This window comes from Microbispora corallina (assembly GCF_016863035.1).
GTDB classification, from domain to species: domain Bacteria; phylum Actinomycetota; class Actinomycetes; order Streptosporangiales; family Streptosporangiaceae; genus Microbispora; species Microbispora corallina.
In genome coordinates this window covers 87,496-107,701 of the sequence record NZ_BOOC01000014.1, presented here as the reverse complement: position 1 = coordinate 107,701, position 20,206 = coordinate 87,496, and the positions used below count along the sequence as shown (strand labels likewise).

The 20,206-nt window shown below is 73.4% G+C and carries 18 protein-coding genes; 9 read left to right on the top strand and 9 right to left on the bottom strand.

Annotated elements, in window-relative coordinates; genetic code table 11:
• Position 1: 1 nt before the first annotated feature.
• The 6 genes from Mco01_RS17305 to Mco01_RS17280 all read left to right on the top strand — a co-directional run bounded on the left by Mco01_RS17305 (position 2) and on the right by Mco01_RS17280 (position 7,904).
• Positions 2 to 1,393, top strand: a complete 1,392-nt coding sequence (locus Mco01_RS17305) for a class II fumarate hydratase (RefSeq protein WP_204057910.1) — start codon at positions 2 to 4, stop codon at positions 1,391 to 1,393.
• Between the two features lie 67 nt (positions 1,394 to 1,460).
• Positions 1,461 to 2,234: a 3-hydroxybutyrate dehydrogenase gene (locus tag Mco01_RS17300; RefSeq protein ID WP_204057909.1), complete on the top strand. Its 774-nt coding sequence runs from the start codon at positions 1,461 to 1,463 to the stop codon at positions 2,232 to 2,234.
• A 1-nt stretch (position 2,235) separates the two neighbouring features.
• Positions 2,236 to 4,095 carry a helix-turn-helix domain-containing protein gene (locus Mco01_RS17295; protein WP_204057908.1) on the top strand — a complete coding sequence of 620 codons (1,860 nt, stop codon included), beginning with the start codon at positions 2,236 to 2,238 and terminating at the stop codon, positions 4,093 to 4,095.
• A 76-nt stretch (positions 4,096 to 4,171) separates the two neighbouring features.
• The gene (locus Mco01_RS17290; protein WP_204057907.1) at positions 4,172 to 5,515 is read left to right on the top strand and encodes an MFS transporter; all 1,344 of its coding nucleotides are present in this window, start codon (positions 4,172 to 4,174) and stop codon (positions 5,513 to 5,515) included.
• Positions 5,515 to 6,882 carry a 3-hydroxybutyrate oligomer hydrolase family protein gene (locus Mco01_RS17285; protein ID WP_204057906.1) on the top strand — a complete coding sequence of 456 codons (1,368 nt, stop codon included), beginning with the start codon at positions 5,515 to 5,517 and terminating at the stop codon, positions 6,880 to 6,882. The genes Mco01_RS17290 and Mco01_RS17285 overlap by 1 nt, the downstream gene beginning before the upstream one ends.
• Positions 6,879 to 7,904: an alpha/beta fold hydrolase gene (locus Mco01_RS17280; protein ID WP_204057905.1), complete on the top strand. Its 1,026-nt coding sequence runs from the start codon at positions 6,879 to 6,881 to the stop codon at positions 7,902 to 7,904. Before Mco01_RS17285 ends, Mco01_RS17280 begins: the two co-directional genes overlap by 4 nt.
• Positions 7,905 to 7,961: 57 nt before the next feature.
• Here the strand turns inward: Mco01_RS17280 and Mco01_RS17275 are convergent, their stop codons facing one another.
• Both Mco01_RS17275 and Mco01_RS17270 read right to left on the bottom strand, forming a co-directional pair.
• Complete coding sequence (locus tag Mco01_RS17275; protein WP_204057904.1) at positions 7,962 to 9,917, bottom strand: glycosyltransferase family 2 protein; 1,956 nt, start codon at positions 9,915 to 9,917, stop codon at positions 7,962 to 7,964.
• Positions 9,918 to 10,013: 96 nt separating this feature from the next.
• Positions 10,014 to 10,601, bottom strand: a complete 588-nt coding sequence (locus Mco01_RS17270; RefSeq protein WP_204057903.1) for an aggregation-promoting factor C-terminal-like domain-containing protein — start codon at positions 10,599 to 10,601, stop codon at positions 10,014 to 10,016.
• A gap of 379 nt (positions 10,602 to 10,980) precedes the next feature.
• Between Mco01_RS17270 and Mco01_RS17265 the strand changes: the two genes are divergently transcribed.
• The 3 genes from Mco01_RS17265 to Mco01_RS17255 are packed head-to-tail and all read left to right on the top strand — an operon-like array spanning position 10,981 to position 13,792.
• Complete coding sequence (locus Mco01_RS17265) at positions 10,981 to 11,655, top strand: response regulator (protein ID WP_036332370.1); 675 nt, start codon at positions 10,981 to 10,983, stop codon at positions 11,653 to 11,655.
• Positions 11,655 to 13,085 carry an ATP-binding protein gene (locus Mco01_RS17260; RefSeq protein ID WP_204057902.1) on the top strand — a complete coding sequence of 477 codons (1,431 nt, stop codon included), beginning with the start codon at positions 11,655 to 11,657 and terminating at the stop codon, positions 13,083 to 13,085. Before Mco01_RS17265 ends, Mco01_RS17260 begins: the two co-directional genes overlap by 1 nt.
• Positions 13,086 to 13,120: 35 nt before the next feature.
• Positions 13,121 to 13,792: a hypothetical protein gene (locus Mco01_RS17255; protein WP_204057901.1), complete on the top strand. Its 672-nt coding sequence runs from the start codon at positions 13,121 to 13,123 to the stop codon at positions 13,790 to 13,792.
• Between the two features lie 4 nt (positions 13,793 to 13,796).
• Here Mco01_RS17255 and phoH2 read toward each other — a convergent pair whose 3' ends face one another.
• The 7 genes from phoH2 to Mco01_RS17225 form a co-directional block, all read right to left on the bottom strand.
• The gene (phoH2, locus tag Mco01_RS17250; RefSeq protein WP_275410515.1) at positions 13,797 to 15,107 is read right to left on the bottom strand and encodes an RNA 5'-3' helicase PhoH2; all 1,311 of its coding nucleotides are present in this window, start codon (positions 15,105 to 15,107) and stop codon (positions 13,797 to 13,799) included.
• Between the two features lie 246 nt (positions 15,108 to 15,353).
• Positions 15,354 to 16,115, bottom strand: coding sequence for an isoprenyl transferase (locus tag Mco01_RS17245; protein ID WP_036332378.1), 762 nt, complete (start codon positions 16,113 to 16,115; stop codon positions 15,354 to 15,356).
• Positions 16,116 to 16,335: 220 nt separating this feature from the next.
• The gene (locus tag Mco01_RS17240; protein WP_204057900.1) at positions 16,336 to 16,656 is read right to left on the bottom strand and encodes an SCO6045 C-terminal-like domain-containing protein; all 321 of its coding nucleotides are present in this window, start codon (positions 16,654 to 16,656) and stop codon (positions 16,336 to 16,338) included.
• The gene (locus tag Mco01_RS17235; RefSeq protein ID WP_239103683.1) at positions 16,649 to 17,452 is read right to left on the bottom strand and encodes an MbnB/TglH/ChrH family RiPP precursor modification enzyme; all 804 of its coding nucleotides are present in this window, start codon (positions 17,450 to 17,452) and stop codon (positions 16,649 to 16,651) included. The genes Mco01_RS17240 and Mco01_RS17235 overlap by 8 nt, the downstream gene beginning before the upstream one ends.
• Positions 17,445 to 18,521 carry a TIGR04222 domain-containing membrane protein gene (locus Mco01_RS39130; protein ID WP_239103682.1) on the bottom strand — a complete coding sequence of 359 codons (1,077 nt, stop codon included), beginning with the start codon at positions 18,519 to 18,521 and terminating at the stop codon, positions 17,445 to 17,447. Before Mco01_RS39130 ends, Mco01_RS17235 begins: the two co-directional genes overlap by 8 nt.
• Before the next feature lie 269 nt (positions 18,522 to 18,790).
• Positions 18,791 to 19,636: a hypothetical protein gene (locus tag Mco01_RS17230; protein ID WP_204057898.1), complete on the bottom strand. Its 846-nt coding sequence runs from the start codon at positions 19,634 to 19,636 to the stop codon at positions 18,791 to 18,793.
• Positions 19,633 to 20,187, bottom strand: a complete 555-nt coding sequence (locus Mco01_RS17225) for an RNA polymerase sigma factor (RefSeq protein ID WP_204057897.1) — start codon at positions 20,185 to 20,187, stop codon at positions 19,633 to 19,635. Before Mco01_RS17225 ends, Mco01_RS17230 begins: the two co-directional genes overlap by 4 nt.
• Positions 20,188 to 20,206: the final 19 nt, after the last annotated feature.

The following is a 20,206-nucleotide window of genomic DNA, read 5'->3' as shown; positions in this document are numbered from 1 at the left end:
CATGGACGATTTCCGCATCGAGCACGACTCCATGGGCGAGGTGCGGGTGCCGGCCCGCGCCAAGTGGCGTGCGCAGACCCAGCGGGCGGTGGAGAACTTCCCCGTGTCGGGCCGCGGCCTCGAACCCGCGCACATCGCCGCGCTCGCCCGGATCAAGGCGGCCTGCGCGAAGGTCAACGCCGATCGGGGCGTCATCGACAAGGACCTGGCCGACGCCGTGCAGGACGCGGCGGCCGAGGTGGCCGAGGGACGGTGGAACGGCGAGTTCCCCGTCGACGTGTTCCAGACCGGCTCCGGCACCTCCTCCAACATGAACATGAACGAGGTCGTCGCGACGCTCGCGCAGGAGCGGCTGGGACGGCCGGTGCACCCGAACGACCACGTCAACGCGGCCCAGTCCTCCAACGACGTGTTCCCGTCCTCGATCCACGTGGCCGCGACGCACGCCGTGGCGCACGACCTGACCCCCGCGCTGGAGCACCTGGCCACCGCGCTCGAGGAGAAGGCGACCGAGTTCGCCGACGTGGTCAAGTCGGGCAGGACCCACCTCATGGACGCCACCCCGGTCACGCTGGGCCAGGAGTTCGGCGGCTACTCCACGCAGATCGAGCTGGGGATCGAGCGGCTGCAGGCGGCGCTCCCCCGGGTGGCCGAGCTGCCGCTGGGCGGCACGGCCGTGGGCACCGGGGTCAACGTCCCCGACCTCGCCTGGGCGGGCGACGTCATCGCCGAGCTGAGCCGCCTGACCGGCCTGCCGTTCACCGAGGCCCGCGACCACTTCGAGGCGCAGGGCGCGCGGGACGCGCTGGTCGAGCTGTCGGGCGTGCTGAAGGTCGTCGCGGTGTCGCTCAACAAGATCGCCAACGATCTCCGCTGGATGGGGTCGGGCCCGCGGACCGGGCTGGGCGAGATCAACCTGCCGGACCTGCAGCCGGGATCGTCGATCATGCCGGGCAAGGTCAACCCGGTGATCCCGGAGGCCGTGACGATGGTGGCCGCCCAGGTGGTCGGCAACGACGCGACGATCACGATGGCCGGGGCGTCGGGGACGTTCGAGCTCAACGTCATGCTGCCGGTGATCGCCCGCAACCTGCTGGAGTCGATCCGGCTGCTGGCCGGCGTCTCGCGGCTGCTGGCCGACCGGTGCGTCCGCGGGATCACCGCCAACGTCGAACGGCTGCGGGAGTACGCGGAGTCGTCCCCGTCGATCGTGACGCCGCTCAACCGGTACGTCGGCTACGAGGAGGCCGCCACGATCGCGAAGCAGGCGCTCCGGGAGCGCAAGACGATCCGGCAGGTCGTCATCGAGAGGGGCCACGTGGCCGACGGCACGCTGACCGAGGAGCAACTCGACGAGATCCTCGACGTCCTGTCCATGACCCGCCCCACATAGCCGTGCGGAGATCTATGTCGGCCGCCGCCATGTGCCGGACGGGTCGCGGTTCCTATGGTGAGGCGTCATGAGCCTTGAAGGGCGGACGGCCGTGGTGACGGGCGCGGGCAGCGGCATCGGACGGGCGTGCGCCCGCCGCCTGGCCGCCGACGGCGCGCACGTCGTGGTCGCCGACATCAACGCCGAGGCCGCCGCCGCGGTGGCCGCGGAGATCGGCGGTACCCCCGTGGCCGTCGACCTGTCCGATCCGGAGTTCCTGGTGGCCTGGCGGGGGCAGCTCCCGCCGTCGCCCGACACCCGGCTGACCGCCGACATCGTGGTGAACAACGCCGGCTTCCAGCACGTCGCGCCGATCGAGGAGTTCCCCCCGGAGATCTTCGCGAAGATCCTGCGGGTGATGGTCGAGGCGCCGTTCCTGCTGGCCAGGGCCGTCCTGCCGGGCATGTACGAGCGGGGGTGGGGCCGGATCGTCAACATCTCGTCGGTGCACGGCCTGCGGGCCTCGCCGTACAAGGCGGCGTACGTGACGGCCAAGCACGCGCTGGAGGGCCTGTCCAAGGTCATCGCGCTGGAGGGGGCGCCCCACGGCGTGACCTCCACCTGCGTCAACCCGGCGTACGTGCGCACGCCCCTGGTCGAGAACCAGATCGCCGACCAGGCCCAGGCCCACGACATCGGCCCCGACGAGGTCGTGGAGCAGATCATGCTGGCCCGCGCGGCCATCAAGCGGCTCATCGAGCCCGCCGAGGTCGCCGAGGTGGTGGCGTACCTGTGCGGCCCGCAGGGCTCGTTCATCACCGGGGTGTCGATCCCGATCGACGGAGGCTGGAGCGCCCGCTGACATGAACGTGTACCTCGAACTCCTGGCGCGGGAGGCCTCGGCCGTGGAGTTCGAGGGCCCGATCCTGCAGGCCAGGGCCGCCGGGGCGGACGCCGCGACGCTGGAGGAGCTGGAGCAGGCGAAGGTCGCCGCGCTCCGGGTGAGGGGCATGCTGCGCCGCCGGGCCCGGCGCGAGGCCGAGCTGTCGGCGCTGTTCGACACCGCGAGCGACCTGGCCGGGCTGCGCGACCTCGACGCGGTCCTTGAGGCCATCGTCCGGCGGGCCCGGCAGCTGCTCGCCACCGACATCGCGTACATGACGCTGAACGACCCCGAGCGCGGGGACACGTTCATGCGGGTGACCGACGGTTCGATATCGGCGCACTTCCGGCGGCTGCGGCTGGCCATGGGAGCCGGCCTCGGCGGCCTGGTGGCCCAGACGGGCACGCCGTACAACACGGCCGACTACTTCGCCGACCCCCGCTTCCGCCACACCACCACGATCGACGAGGCCGTCGCCGAGGAGGGCCTCGTCGCGATCCTCGGCGTGCCGCTGCGCCTGGGCACCCAGGTGATCGGCGTGCTGTTCGCGGCCAACCGCAGCGCCCGGCCGTTCGCGCAGGAGGAGGTCGCGCTGCTGTGCTCGCTCGCCGCGCACGCCGCGGTGGCCATCGACACGGCCCGCCTGCTCCAGGAGACCCGGGCCGCGCTGGCCGAGCTCAGCGAGGCGAACACGGTCATCAGCGCGCACAGCGAGGCGATCGAGCGGGCCGCGGACGCCCACGACCGGATGACCGGGCTCGTGCTGCGCGGCGGCGGCGTGGAGGACGTGGCCGCGGTCGTGACCGAGGTGCTCGGCGGCAGCCTGACGGTCCTCGACGACGAGGGCGCCCCGCTGGTGGGCCAGAGCGGCGACCTGGACGCCGGGGTGTTCGACGCCGCCCAGTCGTCCCGGGCCCTCGGCCGCACGGTCAAGCGGGGGGACGCGTACGTCGCCTCGGTCGACGTGGGGGCCGCGCCCCTGTGCACGCTGGTCCTGCGGACCGACCACACCGTCTCCGACACCGACCAGCGCATCCTGGAGCGGGCCGCCCTTGTCACCGCGCTGCTGCTGCTGTTCCGCAGGAGCGTGGCCGAGGCCGAGGGCCGGGTGCGCGGCGAGCTGCTCGACGACCTCATCTCCCGGCCGGAGCTCGACGGCCTGCACGACCGGGCCCGCCGGCTCGGCATCGACCTGCACGCCCCCCATGTGCTCGTCGTCGCCCGGCACGAGGGGCAGCGGGAGCGGGCCGCGTTCTGGGCGTCGTCGCAGGCCACGCTGGCCCACGGCCTGGCCGCGGCGCGGGGCGACGAGGTCGTGCTGCTGCTGCCCGGTGACAAGCCGGGGATGGCGGCCCGCCGGGTCGCCGCCGAGCTGAGCGCCTCGCTGGGCCGTCCCGCGACCGCCGGGGCCGCCGTCTCGGGCGGGCCAGGCCCGTCGGTGGCCGCCGCCTACCGGGAGGCCCACCGCTGCGCCGACGCGCTGGCCGCCCTCGGCCGTACGGGCGACGGGGCGAGCGCCGAGGAGCTGGGCTTCGTCGGCCTGCTGATCGGCGAGCGGCGCGAGGTCTCCGGATTCCTCGACGCGGCGCTCGGCCCGGTGCTCGACTACGACGCCCGCCGCGGGACGGCCCTGGTCAAGACGCTGGCCGCCTACTTCGGATGCGGCGGGTCGCTGTCCCGGACGGCCGAGGCGCTCCACATCCACGTGAACACGGTCACCCAGCGGCTCGACCGGGTGGGGCAGCTCCTCGGCGGCGACTGGCAGGAGCCCGAACGGGCCCTGGAGATCCAGCTCGCCCTGCGGCTGCACCGCCTGCGGACCCACATGCCACAGGCCTGAGGTGTGTGTGGACACCCCATAGGAGTGATCCGCGTCACTGCGTACCGTGGCGGAACCCCCCATGCGAGGAGTTCCCATGGCAAACACCCCACCCGCCCGTATCGGCAAGGTCGTCGGGGCCAGCCTCGTCGGCACCACCATCGAGTGGTACGACTTCTTCCTGTACGGCTCCGCCGCCGCCCTCGTCTTCAACAAGCTCTTCTTCCCCACCGAGGACGCGCTCACCGGCACGCTCCTCGCCTTCCTCACCTACGCCATCGGCTTCGTGGCCCGGCCGCTCGGGGGGCTGGTCTTCGGCCACTACGGCGACCGGCTCGGCCGCAAGCGGCTGCTCGTGGTCAGCCTGCTGATGATGGGCGGCGCGACCTTCCTCATCGGCTGCCTCCCGACGTACGCCTCGCTCGGCGTGAGCGCGCCCCTGCTGCTGACCCTGCTGCGGCTGGTGCAGGGCTTCGCGCTCGGCGGCGAGTGGGGCGGCGCCGTGCTGCTGGTCTCGGAGCACGGCGACCCCCGCAACCGCGGCTTCTGGGCGTCGTGGCCGCAGGCCGGCGCCCCCGGCGGCAACCTGATCGCCACCGGCGTGCTGGCGCTGCTGGCCGCCGTCCAGTCGGACGACGCCTTCCTCTCCTGGGGCTGGCGGGTCGCGTTCCTGCTGTCCGGCGTGCTCGTGCTGATCGGCCTGTGGATCCGGCTCACCGTGACCGAGTCGCCGGTGTTCCAGGAGGCCCTGACCAAGCAGGAGGCCGCGCCGAAGGCCCCCATCCTCGGCGTGCTGCGCCACCACTGGCAGGACGTGCTCATCGCGATCGGCGCCCGCCTCGCGGAGAACATCTCCTACTACGTCATCACCGCGTTCGTCCTGGTGTACGGCACCGAGGCGGCGGGCCTGCCCAAGGGCACCGTGCTCAACGCGGTGCTCATCGCCTCGGCCGTCCACTTCGTCACGATCCCGCTGTGGGGCGCGCTGTCCGACCGGCTCGGCCGCCGTCCGGTGTACCTCATCGGCGCCGCCGGCACCGGCCTGTGGGCGTTCGCGTTCTTCCCGCTGATCGACACCAAGTCGTTCGGGCTCGTGGTGCTGGCCGTCACCGTCGGCCTGCTGTTCCACGGCGCCATGTACGGCCCGCAGGCGGCGTTCTTCTCCGAGCTGTTCGCCACCCGGATGCGCTACTCCGGCGTGTCGATCGGCTACCAGCTCGCCTCGATCGTCGCCGGCGCGCTCGCCCCGATCATCGCGGTCGCCCTGCTCGGCTCGTACGACTCGGGCCTGCCGATCTCCGTGTACGTGGCCGCGGCCGCCGTGCTCACGCTGATCGCGGTGTTCGTGGCGAGGGAGACCCGCGATCGCGACCTGACCGCCATCGCGCCCACGTCCGGCGAGGTCCAGGTGGCCGCCGCCCGCACCCCGAAGGAGGCCTGATGGCGCCGCGTCCCGGGGGCGCCTCCCCGCGCCTGCGCGGCCTGGCCGCGGCCGTCCTGATCGCGGCCGCCGGCCTCCCGGCCGTGACGACCACCGCGGCCGCGGCGGCGTCCTGCCCCTCGATCACGGTCCCCGGCGCGGAGCGGCAGGTGGTCGCCTGCCTCGACGACCTCACCACCAAGGGCACACTGGTCTCCGGCCACACCGACCAGGCCGACTGGTCGGGGCTCAACGCCCCCGGCGCGGTGAACCCGAGCGGCGTGCCGGGCGTGCAGATCGACGGCTACTTCCCCGACACCTCGACCGGCGACACCAACCACGGCTGGAACCACGACTCGCAGTTCGTGATCCGCCTGCCCGAGAAGTGGAACGGCGGCCTGGTGGTGGCCGGGTCCCCCGGCAACCGGGAGACCTACGCCAACGACTTCACGATCTCCGACTGGGCGCTGGCCAAGGGCTACGCGTACGCCGCGACCGACAAGGGCAACAGCGGCACGACGTTCTACACGGACGGGACCCGCCCGGGCGACGCCGTGGCCGAGTGGAACCGGCGGGTCAGCGAGCTCGCCGCGGCCGCGAAGTCCGTGGTGCGGCAGCGCTACGGACGGGCGCCCAAGCGGACCGTCGCGGCCGGCCAGTCCAACGGCGGCTACCTGGTCCGGTGGCAGCTGGAGAACCGGCCCGACCTGTTCGACGGCGGCGTCGACTGGGAGGGCGTGCTGTGGACGGCCACCGGCCCCAACCTGCTGACGTTCCTGCCGCCCGCGCTGCGGGCCTACCCCAAGGGCGACGCCGCGGGCATGGCGGCCGCCGGCTTCGCCCCTGAGACGTCGTTCCTGTGGCCGTTCCACTACCAGTACTACTGGGACCTCACCCAGCGGATCTACCGCGAGGAGTTCGACCCGTCCTTCGACGGGGACGCCCAGGCCGGCACGCCGTTCTGCGCCTCCGGCACCCCCGCCTGCGACACCGACTACGACTACGCCTCCCGGCCGAAGGCCGTACGGCAGGCGGTGGCGCGGGTGTCGCTCACCGGGAAGATCAAGCGCCCGCTGATCACCGTCCACGGCACGCTCGACACCCTGCTGCCCATCGGCCAGGACTCCGACGTCTACGCCAAGATGATCGCCGACCGGCACCGGAGCCCGCTGTTCCGCTACTACCGGATCGAGGGCGGCAACCACGTCGACGGGCTCTACCCGTCGTACCCTGACAAGCTGCGGCCGCTGCTGCCCTGCTTCCGGAGCGCCTTCACGGCCCTGGAGGCGTGGATCGGGACGGGGACGCCCCCGCCCTCCAGCACGACCGTGCCCCGCCCGGCCTCGGGCGACCTCGACAACACCTGCTCGCTTGGAGCCGCACCATGACCCCGTCCATCTCCGCGGAACGTGTCGGAACGCCCCGCCTGACCCTCAACGTCCTGTCGGTCCCCGGCTCGTCGGGCGACCCGGTGCTGTTCGTCCACGGCAACGTCTCGTCCAGCGCGTTCTGGCGCTCGACCATGCTCGCCGTCGCCGACCGGTACCGGCCGTACGCGGTCGACCTGCGCGGGTTCGGCGACTCCGACCCCGCGCCCGTCGACGCGAGCCGCGGGGTGCGCGACTACTCCGACGACGTCCTCGGCCTGCTCGACGTGATCGGGCCGGCCCACCTGGTCGGCTGGAGCCTCGGCGGCGGCGTGGTCATGCAGGCCCTGCGCGACCGTCCCGAGCGGGTGAGGAGCCTCACGCTGGTCAACCCCGTCTCGCCGTACGGCTTCGGCGGCACGCAGGGCGCGGACGGCACGCTCACCCACGCCGACGGCACGGGGTCCGGCGGCGGCGCGGCCAGCCCCGACTTCGTCGCGGCGCTGCGGGCCGGCGACCGGTCGGCCGACTCCCCCGTCTCGCCGCGCACCGTGCTACGGACCGCGTACGTCGTCCCGGGCGCCGGCTTCGGCGACGAGGAGGACGCGTTCGTCGAGTCGATGCTGACCACGCGGATCGGGGACGACCACTACCCCGGCGACTCGGCGCCGTCCGACGCCTGGCCGGGGCTGGCGCCGGGCAAGCGGGGCGTGCTGAACACGCTCGCGCCGACCAACTTCCGCATCGACGACCTGCACGAGATCGCCTCCCGCCCGCCGATCCTGTGGATCAGGGGCGCCGACGACGTGATCGTGTCGGACACGTCGCTGTTCGACCTCGCCCACCTGGGCGCCATCGGCGCCGTCCCCGGCTGGGACGGCACCCCCGCCCAGCCCATGGTCACCCAGACCCGGGCGGCGCTGGAGCGGTACGGCGCCTACCGGGAGGTGGTCGTCTCCGGCTGCGGCCACAGCCCCCACGTGGAGAAGCCGGCCGAGTTCCGCGAGGCCCTGCTCGCCCACCTGGCGGACGCCGCCTCCTGACGTCTCCGTGCGGCCGCCGCCGGCACCCGGTGGCGGCCGCACGGCGGGCGACGTCTCTCAGACCCGGCGGCGGGCGCGCACGACCCGGGCGGCCCGCGCGGATCGGCGGTCGCCGAGCACGCGGACGGCGAGCCTCCTGAGCCTGGACGGCGCGGGCCGGGCGCCGGCCGGCATGACCCTGGCCTGCCCGCCCCGGCCCACGACGAGGCCGAACAGCAGGTCCACGTCCTTCTGGTCGACCCGCAGGCCCGGCCGCCAGGAGCCCGGGCCGAGGCACTCCTCCCCGCCGATCCTGCTGACCGGCACGCGGGCGACGAGCTGGCCCGCCACCCGGCCGGGGACGCCCGGCTCGATCAGCGCCGGCACCACCATGGTCCGGCCGCGGCCCTCCTCCTCGCGCAGCACCAGCTCGGCCGCCGGCCCGCCGCTCGGCGGCACGTACGGCACGGGCACGACCACGAAGACGTGCCCTTCCTGGTGGGCCACGGTGGCCTGCGACGAGACCAGCGCCACCGACTCCGAGAACGACCTCGGCTCGACGCACACCCCGAACTCGCCGCGCTCCGACCAGCAGGGCACGACGAGGCGGCGGGGGGCGTCCGACAGCGCGCCCGCGCAGTTCGTCGGCACGCCGGGCCGCGCGAGACGGGTGCGTCCGGGATGGACGCCCCGCATCCGCACATGGATTTCCCACAGGCCGGAGGGCAGCGGGCGGCCCAGCGCCGCCGTGGACGCGTCGAGGCGGGCCCGCCCGGTCGCCCAGACGCGCACCTGCCCGCCCACCACGGCCCGGTCCACGGTCGTGGTCACCGGCAGCGCGTACATGACGCCCGTCTCCGTCTCGCGGACGTACACGTCGATCCTGGACCTCGCCACGGCGTCCGTCACGTCGGCCGACTCACGCGGCAGGGACATCGGGGCGGGCGGGTTCCACAGCAGGCGGTCGCCCTCGGCCGTGAGCCACAGGGGGCTCCCGTCGCCCGCCAGGACCTCCACGCCGAGGTCGAGGGCGAGCACCCCCTGGTCCCAGCGCACGTCCCGCAGCTCCGCGCTCACGCGCGTGCCGTGCGAGGCCTGGGCGAGCCCCACGAGCGTCTCGGGGCGGTCCTGGCGCAGCAGCGCCGCCCGGGCCCGCAGGTGCACCGGCAGGTGGACGTCCAGGTCCTCGGGGAAGCGGTCGAGCGTCAGCCTCCGCAGGAACGAGAACAGCACGGCCCGGTCCTCGGGCGAGGCCGCGAGGAACCGCGCGCCCCCGAGGCGGCGCAGGCCGAGGACGCGGTACCAGTGGGCCAGCACGCGGTCGCGCTGGCCGCCGGGCTCGGTGTAGGCCTCCACCACGTCGAAGACGGCGCTGAGGCCGTCGAACAGCGCCTCCCCGTCGGGCCACTCCTCCTCGGCCGGTCCGAGGTGGCAGCAGATCTCGTCCCCGAGCACGGCGACGACCTTCGCGGCGAGGTACGCCTTGGTCACGAAGGCCGCCTCCGACAGCGGCCGGTCGGCGAACCTGAGCTGGTGTGCCTCCAGGAACTCCCGGCTGTACAGCTGGTGGGGCGTCGCCACGCCGAGGAGGTGGTCGCGCACGATGTCGGCGCGGTCGCGGTTCTCCGCGAAGGCCGCCTGGGGCGGGCCCCCGTCGGCCAGCCGCCCGACCAGCACGTCCGCGTCGGCGTCCACGGCCATCGCGTACATCCGCTCCAGGGCCCACGGCTCCAGCCTGTCGTACTGGTTGAGCAGGTAGACGTACTCGCCCCGGGCGACCGACACGCCGACGTTGCGGCCGCGGGCCGCCGACCCGGTGTGGTCCAGATGCAGGACGCGGACGTTCCGCCGGTGCCCGGCGATGGCGTCCAGCCTCCTGCGGGTCCCGTCAGTGGAGCCGTCGTCGGCGAAGACGACCTCGTACTCCTCCTGCGGCAGCGACTGCTCCAGCACCGAGCGCACGCACGCGCCGAACGCCTCGTTGGTGAGCCCGGGGTTGGACACGGGCATAACCACGCTGACCTTCACACCCATGCGGCCAAGGGTGCATTGAGGACCCCCGGCGACCGGCCGCACTTGCCGAAAGGTCGAACAAAGCTGACCAGACTTTCGACCCGGCCGCCCGCCCGATCAGTACCAGCCGGTGGCCTGCGAGTGCGCCCAGGCGCCGCACGGCGTCTTGTACCGCCCGGCGATGTAGCCGAGACCCCACTTGATCTGCGTCGCCGGGTTGGTCTGCCAGTCGGAGCCGGCGCTGGCCATCTTGCTGCCGGGAAGGGCCTGCGGGATGCCGTAGGCGCCGCTGTAGCGGTTCATGGCCCGCTCGTTCCAGTGGCTTTCCCGGTCCCAGAGCTTCTCCAGGCAGCCCCACTCGCCGCCCCACCCGCGGGACTCGGCCATCTCCTTGCCGACCGCCTTGTTGCTGCCCGGGTCGGGGGTGGAGCCGGGCGGGAAGGCGGCCGGGCTGAACCCGGCGCCTCCGGGCGCCTTGGGCGCGATCTTCACCGGGTCGAGGACCTTGCGGTGGTCGCGCACGGCCTTGAGCCTGGCCTCCCGGAGCGCCTGCACGGCGTGCTCCTTCAGCGCGTCCTCGTCGGGGTTCGGCGCGTTGGGGTCGAGCGCCAGCAGGCTCGGCAGCTCGATCGGCGTCCGCGGCGCGTTGGCGTTGTCGATCGCGGTCCGCACCACGTAGGCGGTGCCTCCGGCGAGGACGGCCACGGTCAGTCCGATGACGGCGACGCGCTTGGGGGTCAGCCAGCCCGGGCTCGACGACCGCCGGTCGTTACCGCGACGGTTACGCGAACGGGACGAGGACGTACGATCCTTCAGCTGCTGACCAGGGCTCACGGCCTATGAGCTTGCCCTGAGTTGGGGGGTGGTGCGCAACCCAAACGAGGGAGACGGTTGGGGATTTCTTGACCAACCGGCCGGTCACTTGGACTTATCCGACATTGTGACTTTGCTCACACCTGACCTATGAGAGGCGGCCATAGGGGGTCCATCCATCGTGCTCCACGTTCGTCCGAATGGCGTGTTCGTGGTGTCACGGTCTTGTGACCAATAGGGGAAATGGACATGTACGACCCATAATGACCGGGTGGCAGGCATCCTCCTGGTCGAAGACGACCCCTCGGTCCGCACCGGGCTCGAGCTCGCGCTCACCCGGCAGGGGCACTCGGTGACCGCCTACGGCACGGGCGAGGAGGCCCTCGACCACATCCGGGCGCGCCGCCCGGAGATCGTGATCCTCGACGTCATGCTCCCCGGCATCGACGGCGTGGAGGTCTGCCGCCGCATCCGCAAGCTCGACTCACTGCCGATCATCCTGCTGACCGCCCGCGGCGACGACCTCGACGTGGTCGTGGGGCTGGAGGCCGGCGCGGACGACTACGTGGTCAAGCCGGTCGAGCCGCGCGTCCTCGACGCCCGCATCCGGGCCGTCCTGCGCCGCCTGGAGTCTGCCTCGGCCGACCGGGTGACCTTCGGCGACCTGGTCATCGACCGCGGCGCGCTGAAGGTGAGCCTGGCCGGCCGGGAGATCCACCTGACCCCGACCGAGCTGCGGCTGCTGCTGGAGCTGGTCCGCCACCCCGGCCAGGTGCTCAACCGGCGCTACCTCCTGCGGGCCGTCTGGGACCACACCCACGTGGCAGACTCCCGCCTCGTGGACGCCTGCGTCCAGCGGATCCGGGCCAAGATCGAGCCGGTGCCGGCCGACCCCGTCTACATTCACACCGTGCGCGGCTTCGGGTACCGCTTCAGCCCGCCATGATGAGGGGGCTGCCCACCGGGCTCCGCGCCCGGCTGGTGATCACCTTCACGCTGGTGGCGGTGACCGCCTCGGCCATGGTGGCCGGGCTGGGATACCAGCTCGTCCGCCGCGAGCTGCTCGACCGCACCGAGCGCAGCGAGGTCGCCGACGTCCGCGACACGCTGTCGAAGATCACGCTGCCCGTCGGGGTCAGCGACGTCGTGTGGCCGAGCGACTCGACCGTCACCGACGAGGACCTGGGCAGCCTCGTGAGCGCGCTGGAGGCCCCCGAGCGGGTGATCATCGTCACGTACGGCGACCACCGGCGCAGCAGTCCCGGCGCCCGCTTCACGATGTCGGACGTCCCCGACCAGCTCCGGTGGCAGTCGGCCCGGCGGCTCGTCTACCAGCGGCTCCGGCTGCGGGACGAGCCCTGGCTGCTCGTGGCCACCCAAATCCAGCGGGCCAACCAGGACGGCGTCGCCCGGCCCACCGGCCTCACGGCGTACGTGTTCCTCCCGCTGCACGAGGAGGAGGGCGTGCTGCTGCGGCTGCTGACCGCCCTCGCCCAGGCCGGGGGGATCACGCTCACGATCGCGCTGACCGTGGCCCTGCTGTCGGCCCGCAGCGTGCTGCTTCCCGTGCGCCGCCTCGGCGCGGCCGCCCGCGCGCTCGGCACCGGCGACCTGCACGTCCGGCTGCCCGTACGGGGACGCGACGAGCTGGCCGCGCTCACGGCGACCTTCAACGAGACGGCGGCGGCGCTGGAGAACACGGTCTCCGAGCTGCGCACGCTGGAGTCGATGTCGCGCCGGTTCGTGGCGGACGTCTCCCACGAGCTGCGCACGCCGCTGACCGCGATGACGGCGGTCACCGACATGCTCTCCGAGGACGCGAAGGACCTGCCGGACGACGCGGGCGAGGCCGTGCGCATCGTGGTCCGCGAGATCGACCGGCTCAGGGTGCTGGTCGAGCACCTCATCGAGATCAGCCGGTTCGACGCCGGGGCCGCCGTGCTGCGCCGCGAGACGGTGGACGTGGGAGACACCCTGGCCGACTGCCTGGAGGTGCGGGGCTGGGCCGACCGGGTCAAGCTCACCGTGCCCGTCGGGCTCACGTTCTCCCTGGACGCGCGGCGGTTCGACGTCATCGTGGCCAACCTGGTCGGCAACGCCCTCAACCACGGCGCCCCGCCCGTCCTGGTGGGCGCCCGGCAGGACCGTACGGGCCTGGAGGTGATCGTCCGCGACCACGGGACCGGCATCCCCGACCACGCGCTCCCCCACGTCTTCGACCGCTTCTTCAAGGCAGGCTCGGACCGCGCGCGGAGCGTCGGCAGCGGGCTCGGCCTGGCCATCGCCAAGGCCAACGCCGAACTGCACGGCGGCGGCATCACCGTCGAGCGATGCGACCCGGGCACGCTCTTCCGCCTCTGGATCCCCCGCCCGTGACCGGCGGCGGCGCGGGGGGCCCGCGAGGAGGACGGGTGCCCGTGGCGGGGGGCTCGCGGGGGACGGCCCCCGCCGCCGGACGGCCGAAGGACGCGGGGGCTCGCCGGACGGCCCCTGCCGCCGGACGGCGGAAGGTCGCGGGGGCTCGGCGGGCGGCCCTTCTGAGGACGCGGCTGCGGGCGGCGGTGGCGGCGCTGCTGGTGGTCGTGGCCGCGGCCTGCGGGGTCGAGCCGACCGGAGTGGTGGACATGGGCCCGGCGCCGGTCATCACCGGCACGCCGGCGCTGGTGCGGATCTACCTCGTGCGGGACGGCCGGCTGGAGCCGATCACGGTGGCGGCCCGCTCGCCGCACGTCAACGACATCATGTCGGCGCTGTTCAAGGCGAGGGCCCGGCCCGGCAGCGGGCTCACCACGGCCCTGGCCGGGCTCACCCCGGCGCAGATCCAGCTCGTCAGGTACGCCCCCGACGCGGGCAGCCGCAACGACCCCGACAACACGCTCAGCCTACGCATGCGGCTGTTCGTGAGCGGCTGGCGGGTCTCCCGGCTGGCGATGGCCCAGGTCACCTGCACGGCGCGGCTGCGCCCCGAGGTGTGGGCCGTCGAGATCGCCCAGTTGACTCCCGACAGGACGGGACCCCTGAAGATCCACACCTGCCGGGAGTACTGGGATCTGGCTCCCAAGGACGGCCATCTGCCCCCGTGAGGGATCAGATGGTGATGTCCTCCAGCATCTCGGTCACCAGGGCGGCGATCGGCGACCGCTCGGACCTGGTCAGCGTGATGTGCGCGAACAGCGGGTGGCCCTTGAGCTTCTCCACCACGGCGACCACGCCGTCATGGCGGCCCACCCGCAGGTTGTCGCGCTGGGCGATGTCGTGTGTGAGGACGACCCGGGAGTTGGCCCCGATCCGGGACAGCACGGTGAGCAGCACCCCGCGCTCCAGCGACTGCGCCTCGTCCACGATCACGAACGCGTCGTGGAGCGAGCGGCCCCGGATGTGCGTCAGCGGGAGCACCTCCAGCATGCCGCGGTCGATGACCTCCTCGATGACCTCGGGAGTGGTCACCGCGCCCAGCGTGTCGTAGACCGCCTGGGCCCACGGGCCCATCTTGTCGTTCTCCGTGCCCGGCAGGTAGCCGAGCTCCTGGCCGCCCACGGCGTACAGGGGCCGGAAGACGATGATCTTGCGGTGCTGGCGGCGCTCCAGGACGGCCTCGAGGCCGGCGCACAGCGCGAGGGCCGACTTGCCGGTGCCGGCGCGGCCGCCCATCGAGACGATGCCGACGTCGGGGTCCATCAGCAGGTCGAGGGCGATCCGCTGCTCGGCCGACCGGCCGTGCAGGCCGAAGACCTCGCGGTCGCCGCGGACCAGCCGTACGGACTTGTCCGGCATGACGCGGCCCAGCGCGGAGCCGCGGGCCGACAGCAGCCGCAGGCCCGTGTGGCAGGGCAGGTCGCGGGCCTCGTCCAGCTCGGCCGTGCCGCCCTCGAAGAGCGCCTCCATGTCCTCTGTGGTCACCTGAAGCTCCGCCATGCCGGTCCAGCCGGACTCGACGACCATGCCGGCGCGGTACTCCTCCGCGCTCAGCCCGATCGCGGCGGCCTTGACGCGCATCGGGAGGTCCTTCGACACCAGCACCACGTCACGGCCCTCGGCGGCGAGGTTCTGCGCGACGGTCAGGATGCGGGTGTCGTTGTCGCCCAGCCGGAAGCCCGCTGGGAGGACCGACGGATCACTATGGTTGAGCTCGACCCGGACGGTCCCGTCGCCGATCGGCATCGGGTCGTCCAGCCGTCCGTACCGCACCCGCAGGTCGTCGAGGAATCGCAGGGCCTCGCGCGCGAAGTACCCCAGCTCGGGGTGGTGGCGCTTGGCCTCCAACTCGGTGACGACCACGATCGGGATGACGACCTCGTGCTCGTCGAAGCGGCTCATCGCCGCCGGGTCGGCAAGCAGGACCGAGGTGTCCAGAACGTAGGTGCGGGATGCGGACGGGTTGCTCGAGGACACTGCCACGCGTTCTCCCCCGGGCGCCTGAGGACGGCGCCCTGCCTTGACTGGTGGTGAACGGACCGGGCCCGTGACCTGCCGAAGCGGGCCGGGGTTCCGGCCCTCCTCGCACGACGGTGACGCAAGGGCGGGCCCTCTCCCGAGGTAAGAGCCATCGATCGGCTCGATGGCCGCTCACTTACCACGGTACGTAACGAATCCCTCAGGCCCAATAGGTGAACGATGACCGAAAGGGGCTGTTCGCGAACCGTGTCAGGAGCCGTACCGGCGGTGACGCGCGGCGTACGAGCGGAGCGCCCGCAAGAAGTCCACCCTGCGGAAGTCAGGCCAGTAGGCCTCGCAGAAGTAGAACTCGGAGTGGGCGCTCTGCCAGAGCAGGAAGCCGGAGAGCCGCTGCTCTCCCGAGGTCCGGATGACGAGGTCCGGATCGGGCAGGCCGCGCGTGTAGAGATGCTCCGCGATGTGCTCCACGTCGAGGACCTCCACGAGGTCCTCGATGCTCGCGCCCTTGCTGGCGTGCTCCTGGAGGAGGGAGCGCACCGCATCAGCGATCTCACGCCTTCCTCCATACCCAACCGCAACGTTCACAATCAGGCCGGGACGATGCGATGTGGTTTCTTTGGCGTGTTTGAGGACACGAGCCGTGTGATCGGGCAGGAGATCGAGCGATCCCATTGGTTTCACATGCCAGCCCTGGTCGACCAGGTCCTGCACGAGCCCCTCGATGACCTGCAGCAACGGCTCCAGCTCGGCCTTGTCCCTGGCCAGGTTGTCGGTGGAGAGCAGCCACAGCGTCACGTATTCGACCCCGGCCTCGCGGCACCACACGAGCAGCTCGGAGATCTTGTCGGCGCCCTTCTGGTGGCCGCGGCTCACGTCGCGCAGGCCCATCGCGCGCGCCCAACGGCGGTTGCCGTCGACGATGACCCCGACGTGCCGGGGGATCTGGTCGGAGGACATCGTCCGCTCGAGCCGGCGCTCGTACAGCTTGTACACGAGATCGCGCACGCCCATGCAGTCCTCTTCCTCGCGACCGGTTGAGCTCGATCAGCCAATTATCGCGGTCCTGACGGCGTGCCCGGCCCTCGCGGAGGCGTCCGGAGGGAAAAGCCACGGTTGATCGCGGGTGGATTCGCCCCTTCCCCGGCTCACGGAGAGCCGCCGGTTGCGGCCGGCCCGAAATGGGCGCCCGGCCGGCCTCGCGGAACGCCCCCCGGGCCTTGCAGGAAGCCCTCTAGATGCCGCCCGCGTCGCGCGCGGCCAGCCAGTCGGCGAACGCTGCGGCGTCGGCGCGGGAGCCTTCCCCCGGTTTGGGGCGGGTGGCGGCGTACTCGGCGAACAGGCGCCCGAACTCGGCGCCGAGCCGCCTGGCCAGGGCGGGCGCGACCCGGGCCACCGAGCCGCTCCGCTTGGCCACCAGGCTCCGCGCCTGCACGCGCACCCGCTCGGCGTCGAAGCCCTCGGGCACCGGGCCGCCGGCGACGAGGGCGGCCAGCAGCTGCGCCTGGCCCGCCGCGAGCGAGGCGCGGGCGTCGTCTCCGGTTCGCTCAGGCACGCGACATCGCTCCCCGGATCCGGCCCAGCTCGCCCGCGAGGACCGCGTCGCTCGGGTACGCGTCGTCCCACTCGAGCAGCACCCCCGGCGGCGACGTCCGCCCGCACAGCTCGGTCAGCAGGTCGAGCACCTCCCGCGGCGGCGAGGCCGTGTGGGTGTCGTGCCAGATCCCGCCGTGGCCGTGGCCGCCCGCCACGTGCACGTACGCCACCTCGTCGACCGGGAGCGCGTCGAGGGCGGCCCGCGCGTCCAGGCCGAGGTTGACCTCGTTGGTGTACAGGTTGGCCACGTCGACCAGCAGCTTCACGCCGGTGCGCTCGACCAGCTCCCCCAGGAACTGGGCCTCGGTCAGCTCGTCGTCCGGCCAGCCGAACAGCGCCGCGACGTTCTCCAGCGCGAGCGGCACCGGGAGCGACTCCTGCGCGATCCGGACGTTCTCCACGATCACCGACAGCGCGTCGCGGGTGCGGGGCACGGGCAGCAGGTGGCCCGCCTCCATGCCGCCGCCCCGCACGAACGCCAGGTGCTCGCTCACGATCGTCGACCCGAGCGCCCCGGCGCAGGCCGCGAGGTGCCCGAGCCGGTCAGGGTCCGGCCGGTCGGCGCCGCCGACCCCGAGACCCACGCCGTGCGGGACCACGGGGACGCCGCGCCCGCGCAGCACGGCCAGCGACTCCGGCAGCCGCGCCGGCTCGACGTTCTCTGCGATCACCTCGACGAAGCCGATCCCGTCGAGCCGCTCAACCGTGAGGTCGATCTCCGGCCGCCATCCGATCCCCACACCGAGATCACCCACCGCCGCCTCCGCAACCTCCGCCGCCGCACCCGCTCGAACCACATCCGCTCGACCCGCAGCCGCTCGACCCGCACGAGTGGCCGCCGGAGTGCCCGCCCGAGCCGCAGGAGTGCCCACCCGAGTGCCCGCCGGAGTGGCCTCCCGAGTGCCCGCCGGAGTCCCAGCCCCAGTCTCCCGAATGCGAGGCGGAGTCCCCCGAGCCGTTTCCGGCCGGCGGTCCGCCGCCGCAGGAGCCGGAGGCGCACGCCACCTGCTCGCCGTGCCGCCGGATCTCCTCCCTGGCGATCTCGGCGGCCACGCCCTGGTCGCCATACTCGCCGAGGCCGTACAGCGCCACGGCTCCGGTCAAGCCGGCGAAGGCGGCGTCGTCCCCGCCGGTCGCGGCGACGGCGGCCCGCGGCTGCCGGATCCGGGCCCGCTGGAGCACGTCCGCGCCGGGCCCGGTCAGCGGGCTGCGCAGCGACCTGAGGTGGCGCGCCCGGGTGCGCAGGCCGTACACCCCGGCGACGGCGGCGACCAGCACCGCCCCCACGGACACCGGGCTCCACGGGACGACGCCGGTGGCCGGGACCACGAGCAGGGCGGCCTCGACGGCGAAGCAGAGCGCCACGAGGGCGCCCAGCCGCGCGACGAGCCGCCGGGGTCCCTGCAGGGAGCCGTCGGGGAGCAGGAAACCCTGCCCGATGAGGCGGTTCTTCAGCCCGGCCACCGCGACCCCGTCTCCGATCTCGTGACGGATCTCCCCGGCCGTACGTCCTCCTGGGACGGCGGCCAGGTCGAGGACGGCCTGCTCGACGGGGTGGGGCGTGACCGGGGACGCCCCGGCGACGGCGGTGACCCGCCCGCCGCGCGAGACGCGGATCCAGTCCCGGGCGGCCAGGGCGGCGATGGCCGTGTTGACGGTCCGGCGCGGGCCGCCCGCGAGGTACGCCAGCTCGTAGTGGTCGAGATCGCCCCGGCCGACGGCCGTCACCGAACGGATCCTGCGGTGCTCGCGGCGCAGCGCCGACGCGGCCGATCCGACGAGCGCGGCCGCGGCCAGCGCGGCGAGGAGAAGCACGAACTCCATGTCCGCCCTCCTGGGGGGAAGGAGGGGGGCGCCCCGCTGCCGGCCGGTCTCGTACGGCTCGCGCCCCGTCTACTCGGTAGACGAAGCCCCCGCGGCGAAGGTTCCTCGCGGGTGGCACGTTCCCACGGCGGCCTCCGCGCGCCCACGGCCCGCGCCCTGAAGGGGGCGCGGGCGGTGCGCGAGGCGCGTCGGCCGAAGCGGTTCACGAGGCCCCGGTGCCCGTGCCGCAGCCCCCTCCCGCGATGGCCGTGCTCGCGGCGCGGCGGGGGTCAGGAAGGCCGGCAGGGGTCGGGCGACGAGACGGGGCCCGGGGCGTCCGGACGGTCCTGTGTGGGGCCGACCAGCAGGAGCGCCGCGTCGGGCGCCGACATGACGCCGTCGTGCGCGATCCACGAGCCCGGCACCTGCTCCCGGGCGCCCTCCGCCGTGGCGAATCGGACGTTCGTCACACCACGCACCCGGAGCAGTGCCCGCACCTCGTCGACGGTCCTCCCGGCGTACCCCGTGCAGTGCAGCGGCTCGCCGGGGGCGTCGATGGGAGCGATGAGCACGTACTTCTCCCCGGGACGCGCCTTGCGCGCGAGCCTGATGGTGGCCTGTCCACGGAAGTCCCTGGGGACCTTCAGCCCGATCGTGCACGGGTCACGCCGCAGGCAGTCCCCGGTTCCCTCGATGGTCGTGATTCCCCCGCCGATCGGGCCGGGACCCACGGCCGTGCCCCACATGGCCGGCGTCGCCGGCACGAGCTCGAGCGTGATGTCGAGTCCGAGGTGGCGGAGCTGGGCCTGGTACCGCGCCGGGTCGGCGTACATGTCCTCGACCGTGACCAGGTAGTAGCCGCCCTTCGTCGTGACGTCCAGGGCCGCGGCCGGGCCGGCGCCGAGGCCGAGGGAGCGGGAGTCGCCGGGGAGCGCCCAGGTCACGGCCAGGACGACGGCCGCGAGCACCGCCGTGACCGGCAGGGCCACCCGCAGTCGCCGCCAGGGGGACGTCCCGGCGACGGGCTCCGGCCGGACCGCCGTGATCTCGTCGAGCAGCTCACGCCCTCCGGGGGTCATCCCCGGCCCGGGGTCGGGGGCGATCCGCGCCACCAGCCCGTCGATGTCAGCCTTCACGATCGTCCTCCTCCCAGCGCCGCGGCGCGTGATCCGTATCGGGACAGGTCGAGGCCGCCGGCGCCGAGTTCCCTCGCGAGGCGCTTCCTGGCGCGGTGCAGGCGGATCCGGGCGGTTCCCGGGGAGCACCCGAGCACCGTCGCGGCCTGGGAGGCGCTCAGGCCCTCCCAGCCCACGAGCGACAGCAGCTCCCTGTCGTCGTCCTTCAACCGCCCGAACGCCTGCCGTACGGCGTCGAGCTCCGGATCGGGGGGCGGCGCGGTCCAGGTCGCCAGCTCGGCGCGGAGCCGTACGGCGAGACCTTCCTGGCGTCTGGCGTTCCGGCGGCCGCCCGCGAGCACCTTGCGGGCGACGCCGTACAGCCACAGGCGGGCCTCCTGCCCGGGGGGCATCTGGTCGATCCGGCGCCAGGCCGTGAGGAAGGTCTCCGCCAGGGCGTCGGCGGCGTCGTCGGGCGCGTCCACGCGCCGCCGTACGTAGGCCATCAGCGCCGGGTAGTAGGCCATGTAGATCTCTTCGAACCGCTTCCGGGGGTCGTCGGGCGGGCCCATGCGTTCCCTTTCGCTTGGG

Bases quoted from the DNA above. Each gene is read 5' to 3' on its own strand.
- Mco01_RS17260 (WP_204057902.1), top strand. From the start codon at position 11,655: ATGAGGGGGCTGCCCACCGGGCTCCGCGCCCGGCTGGTGATCACCTTC.
- Mco01_RS39130 (WP_239103682.1), bottom strand. From the start codon at position 18,521: ATGGAGTTCGTGCTTCTCCTCGCCGCGCTGGCCGCGGCCGCGCTCGTC.
- Mco01_RS17295 (WP_204057908.1), top strand. From the start codon at position 2,236: ATGAACGTGTACCTCGAACTCCTGGCGCGGGAGGCCTCGGCCGTGGAG.
- Mco01_RS17290 (WP_204057907.1), top strand. From the start codon at position 4,172: ATGGCAAACACCCCACCCGCCCGTATCGGCAAGGTCGTCGGGGCCAGC.
- Mco01_RS17300 (WP_204057909.1), top strand. From the start codon at position 1,461: ATGAGCCTTGAAGGGCGGACGGCCGTGGTGACGGGCGCGGGCAGCGGC.
- Mco01_RS17285 (WP_204057906.1), top strand. From the start codon at position 5,515: ATGGCGCCGCGTCCCGGGGGCGCCTCCCCGCGCCTGCGCGGCCTGGCC.
- Mco01_RS17280 (WP_204057905.1), top strand. From the start codon at position 6,879: ATGACCCCGTCCATCTCCGCGGAACGTGTCGGAACGCCCCGCCTGACC.
- Mco01_RS17275 (WP_204057904.1), bottom strand. From the start codon at position 9,917: ATGGGTGTGAAGGTCAGCGTGGTTATGCCCGTGTCCAACCCCGGGCTC.
- Mco01_RS17245 (WP_036332378.1), bottom strand. From the start codon at position 16,115: ATGGGCGTGCGCGATCTCGTGTACAAGCTGTACGAGCGCCGGCTCGAG.
- Mco01_RS17225 (WP_204057897.1), bottom strand. From the start codon at position 20,187: ATGGGCCCGCCCGACGACCCCCGGAAGCGGTTCGAAGAGATCTACATG.
- Mco01_RS17305 (WP_204057910.1), top strand. From the start codon at position 2: ATGGACGATTTCCGCATCGAGCACGACTCCATGGGCGAGGTGCGGGTG.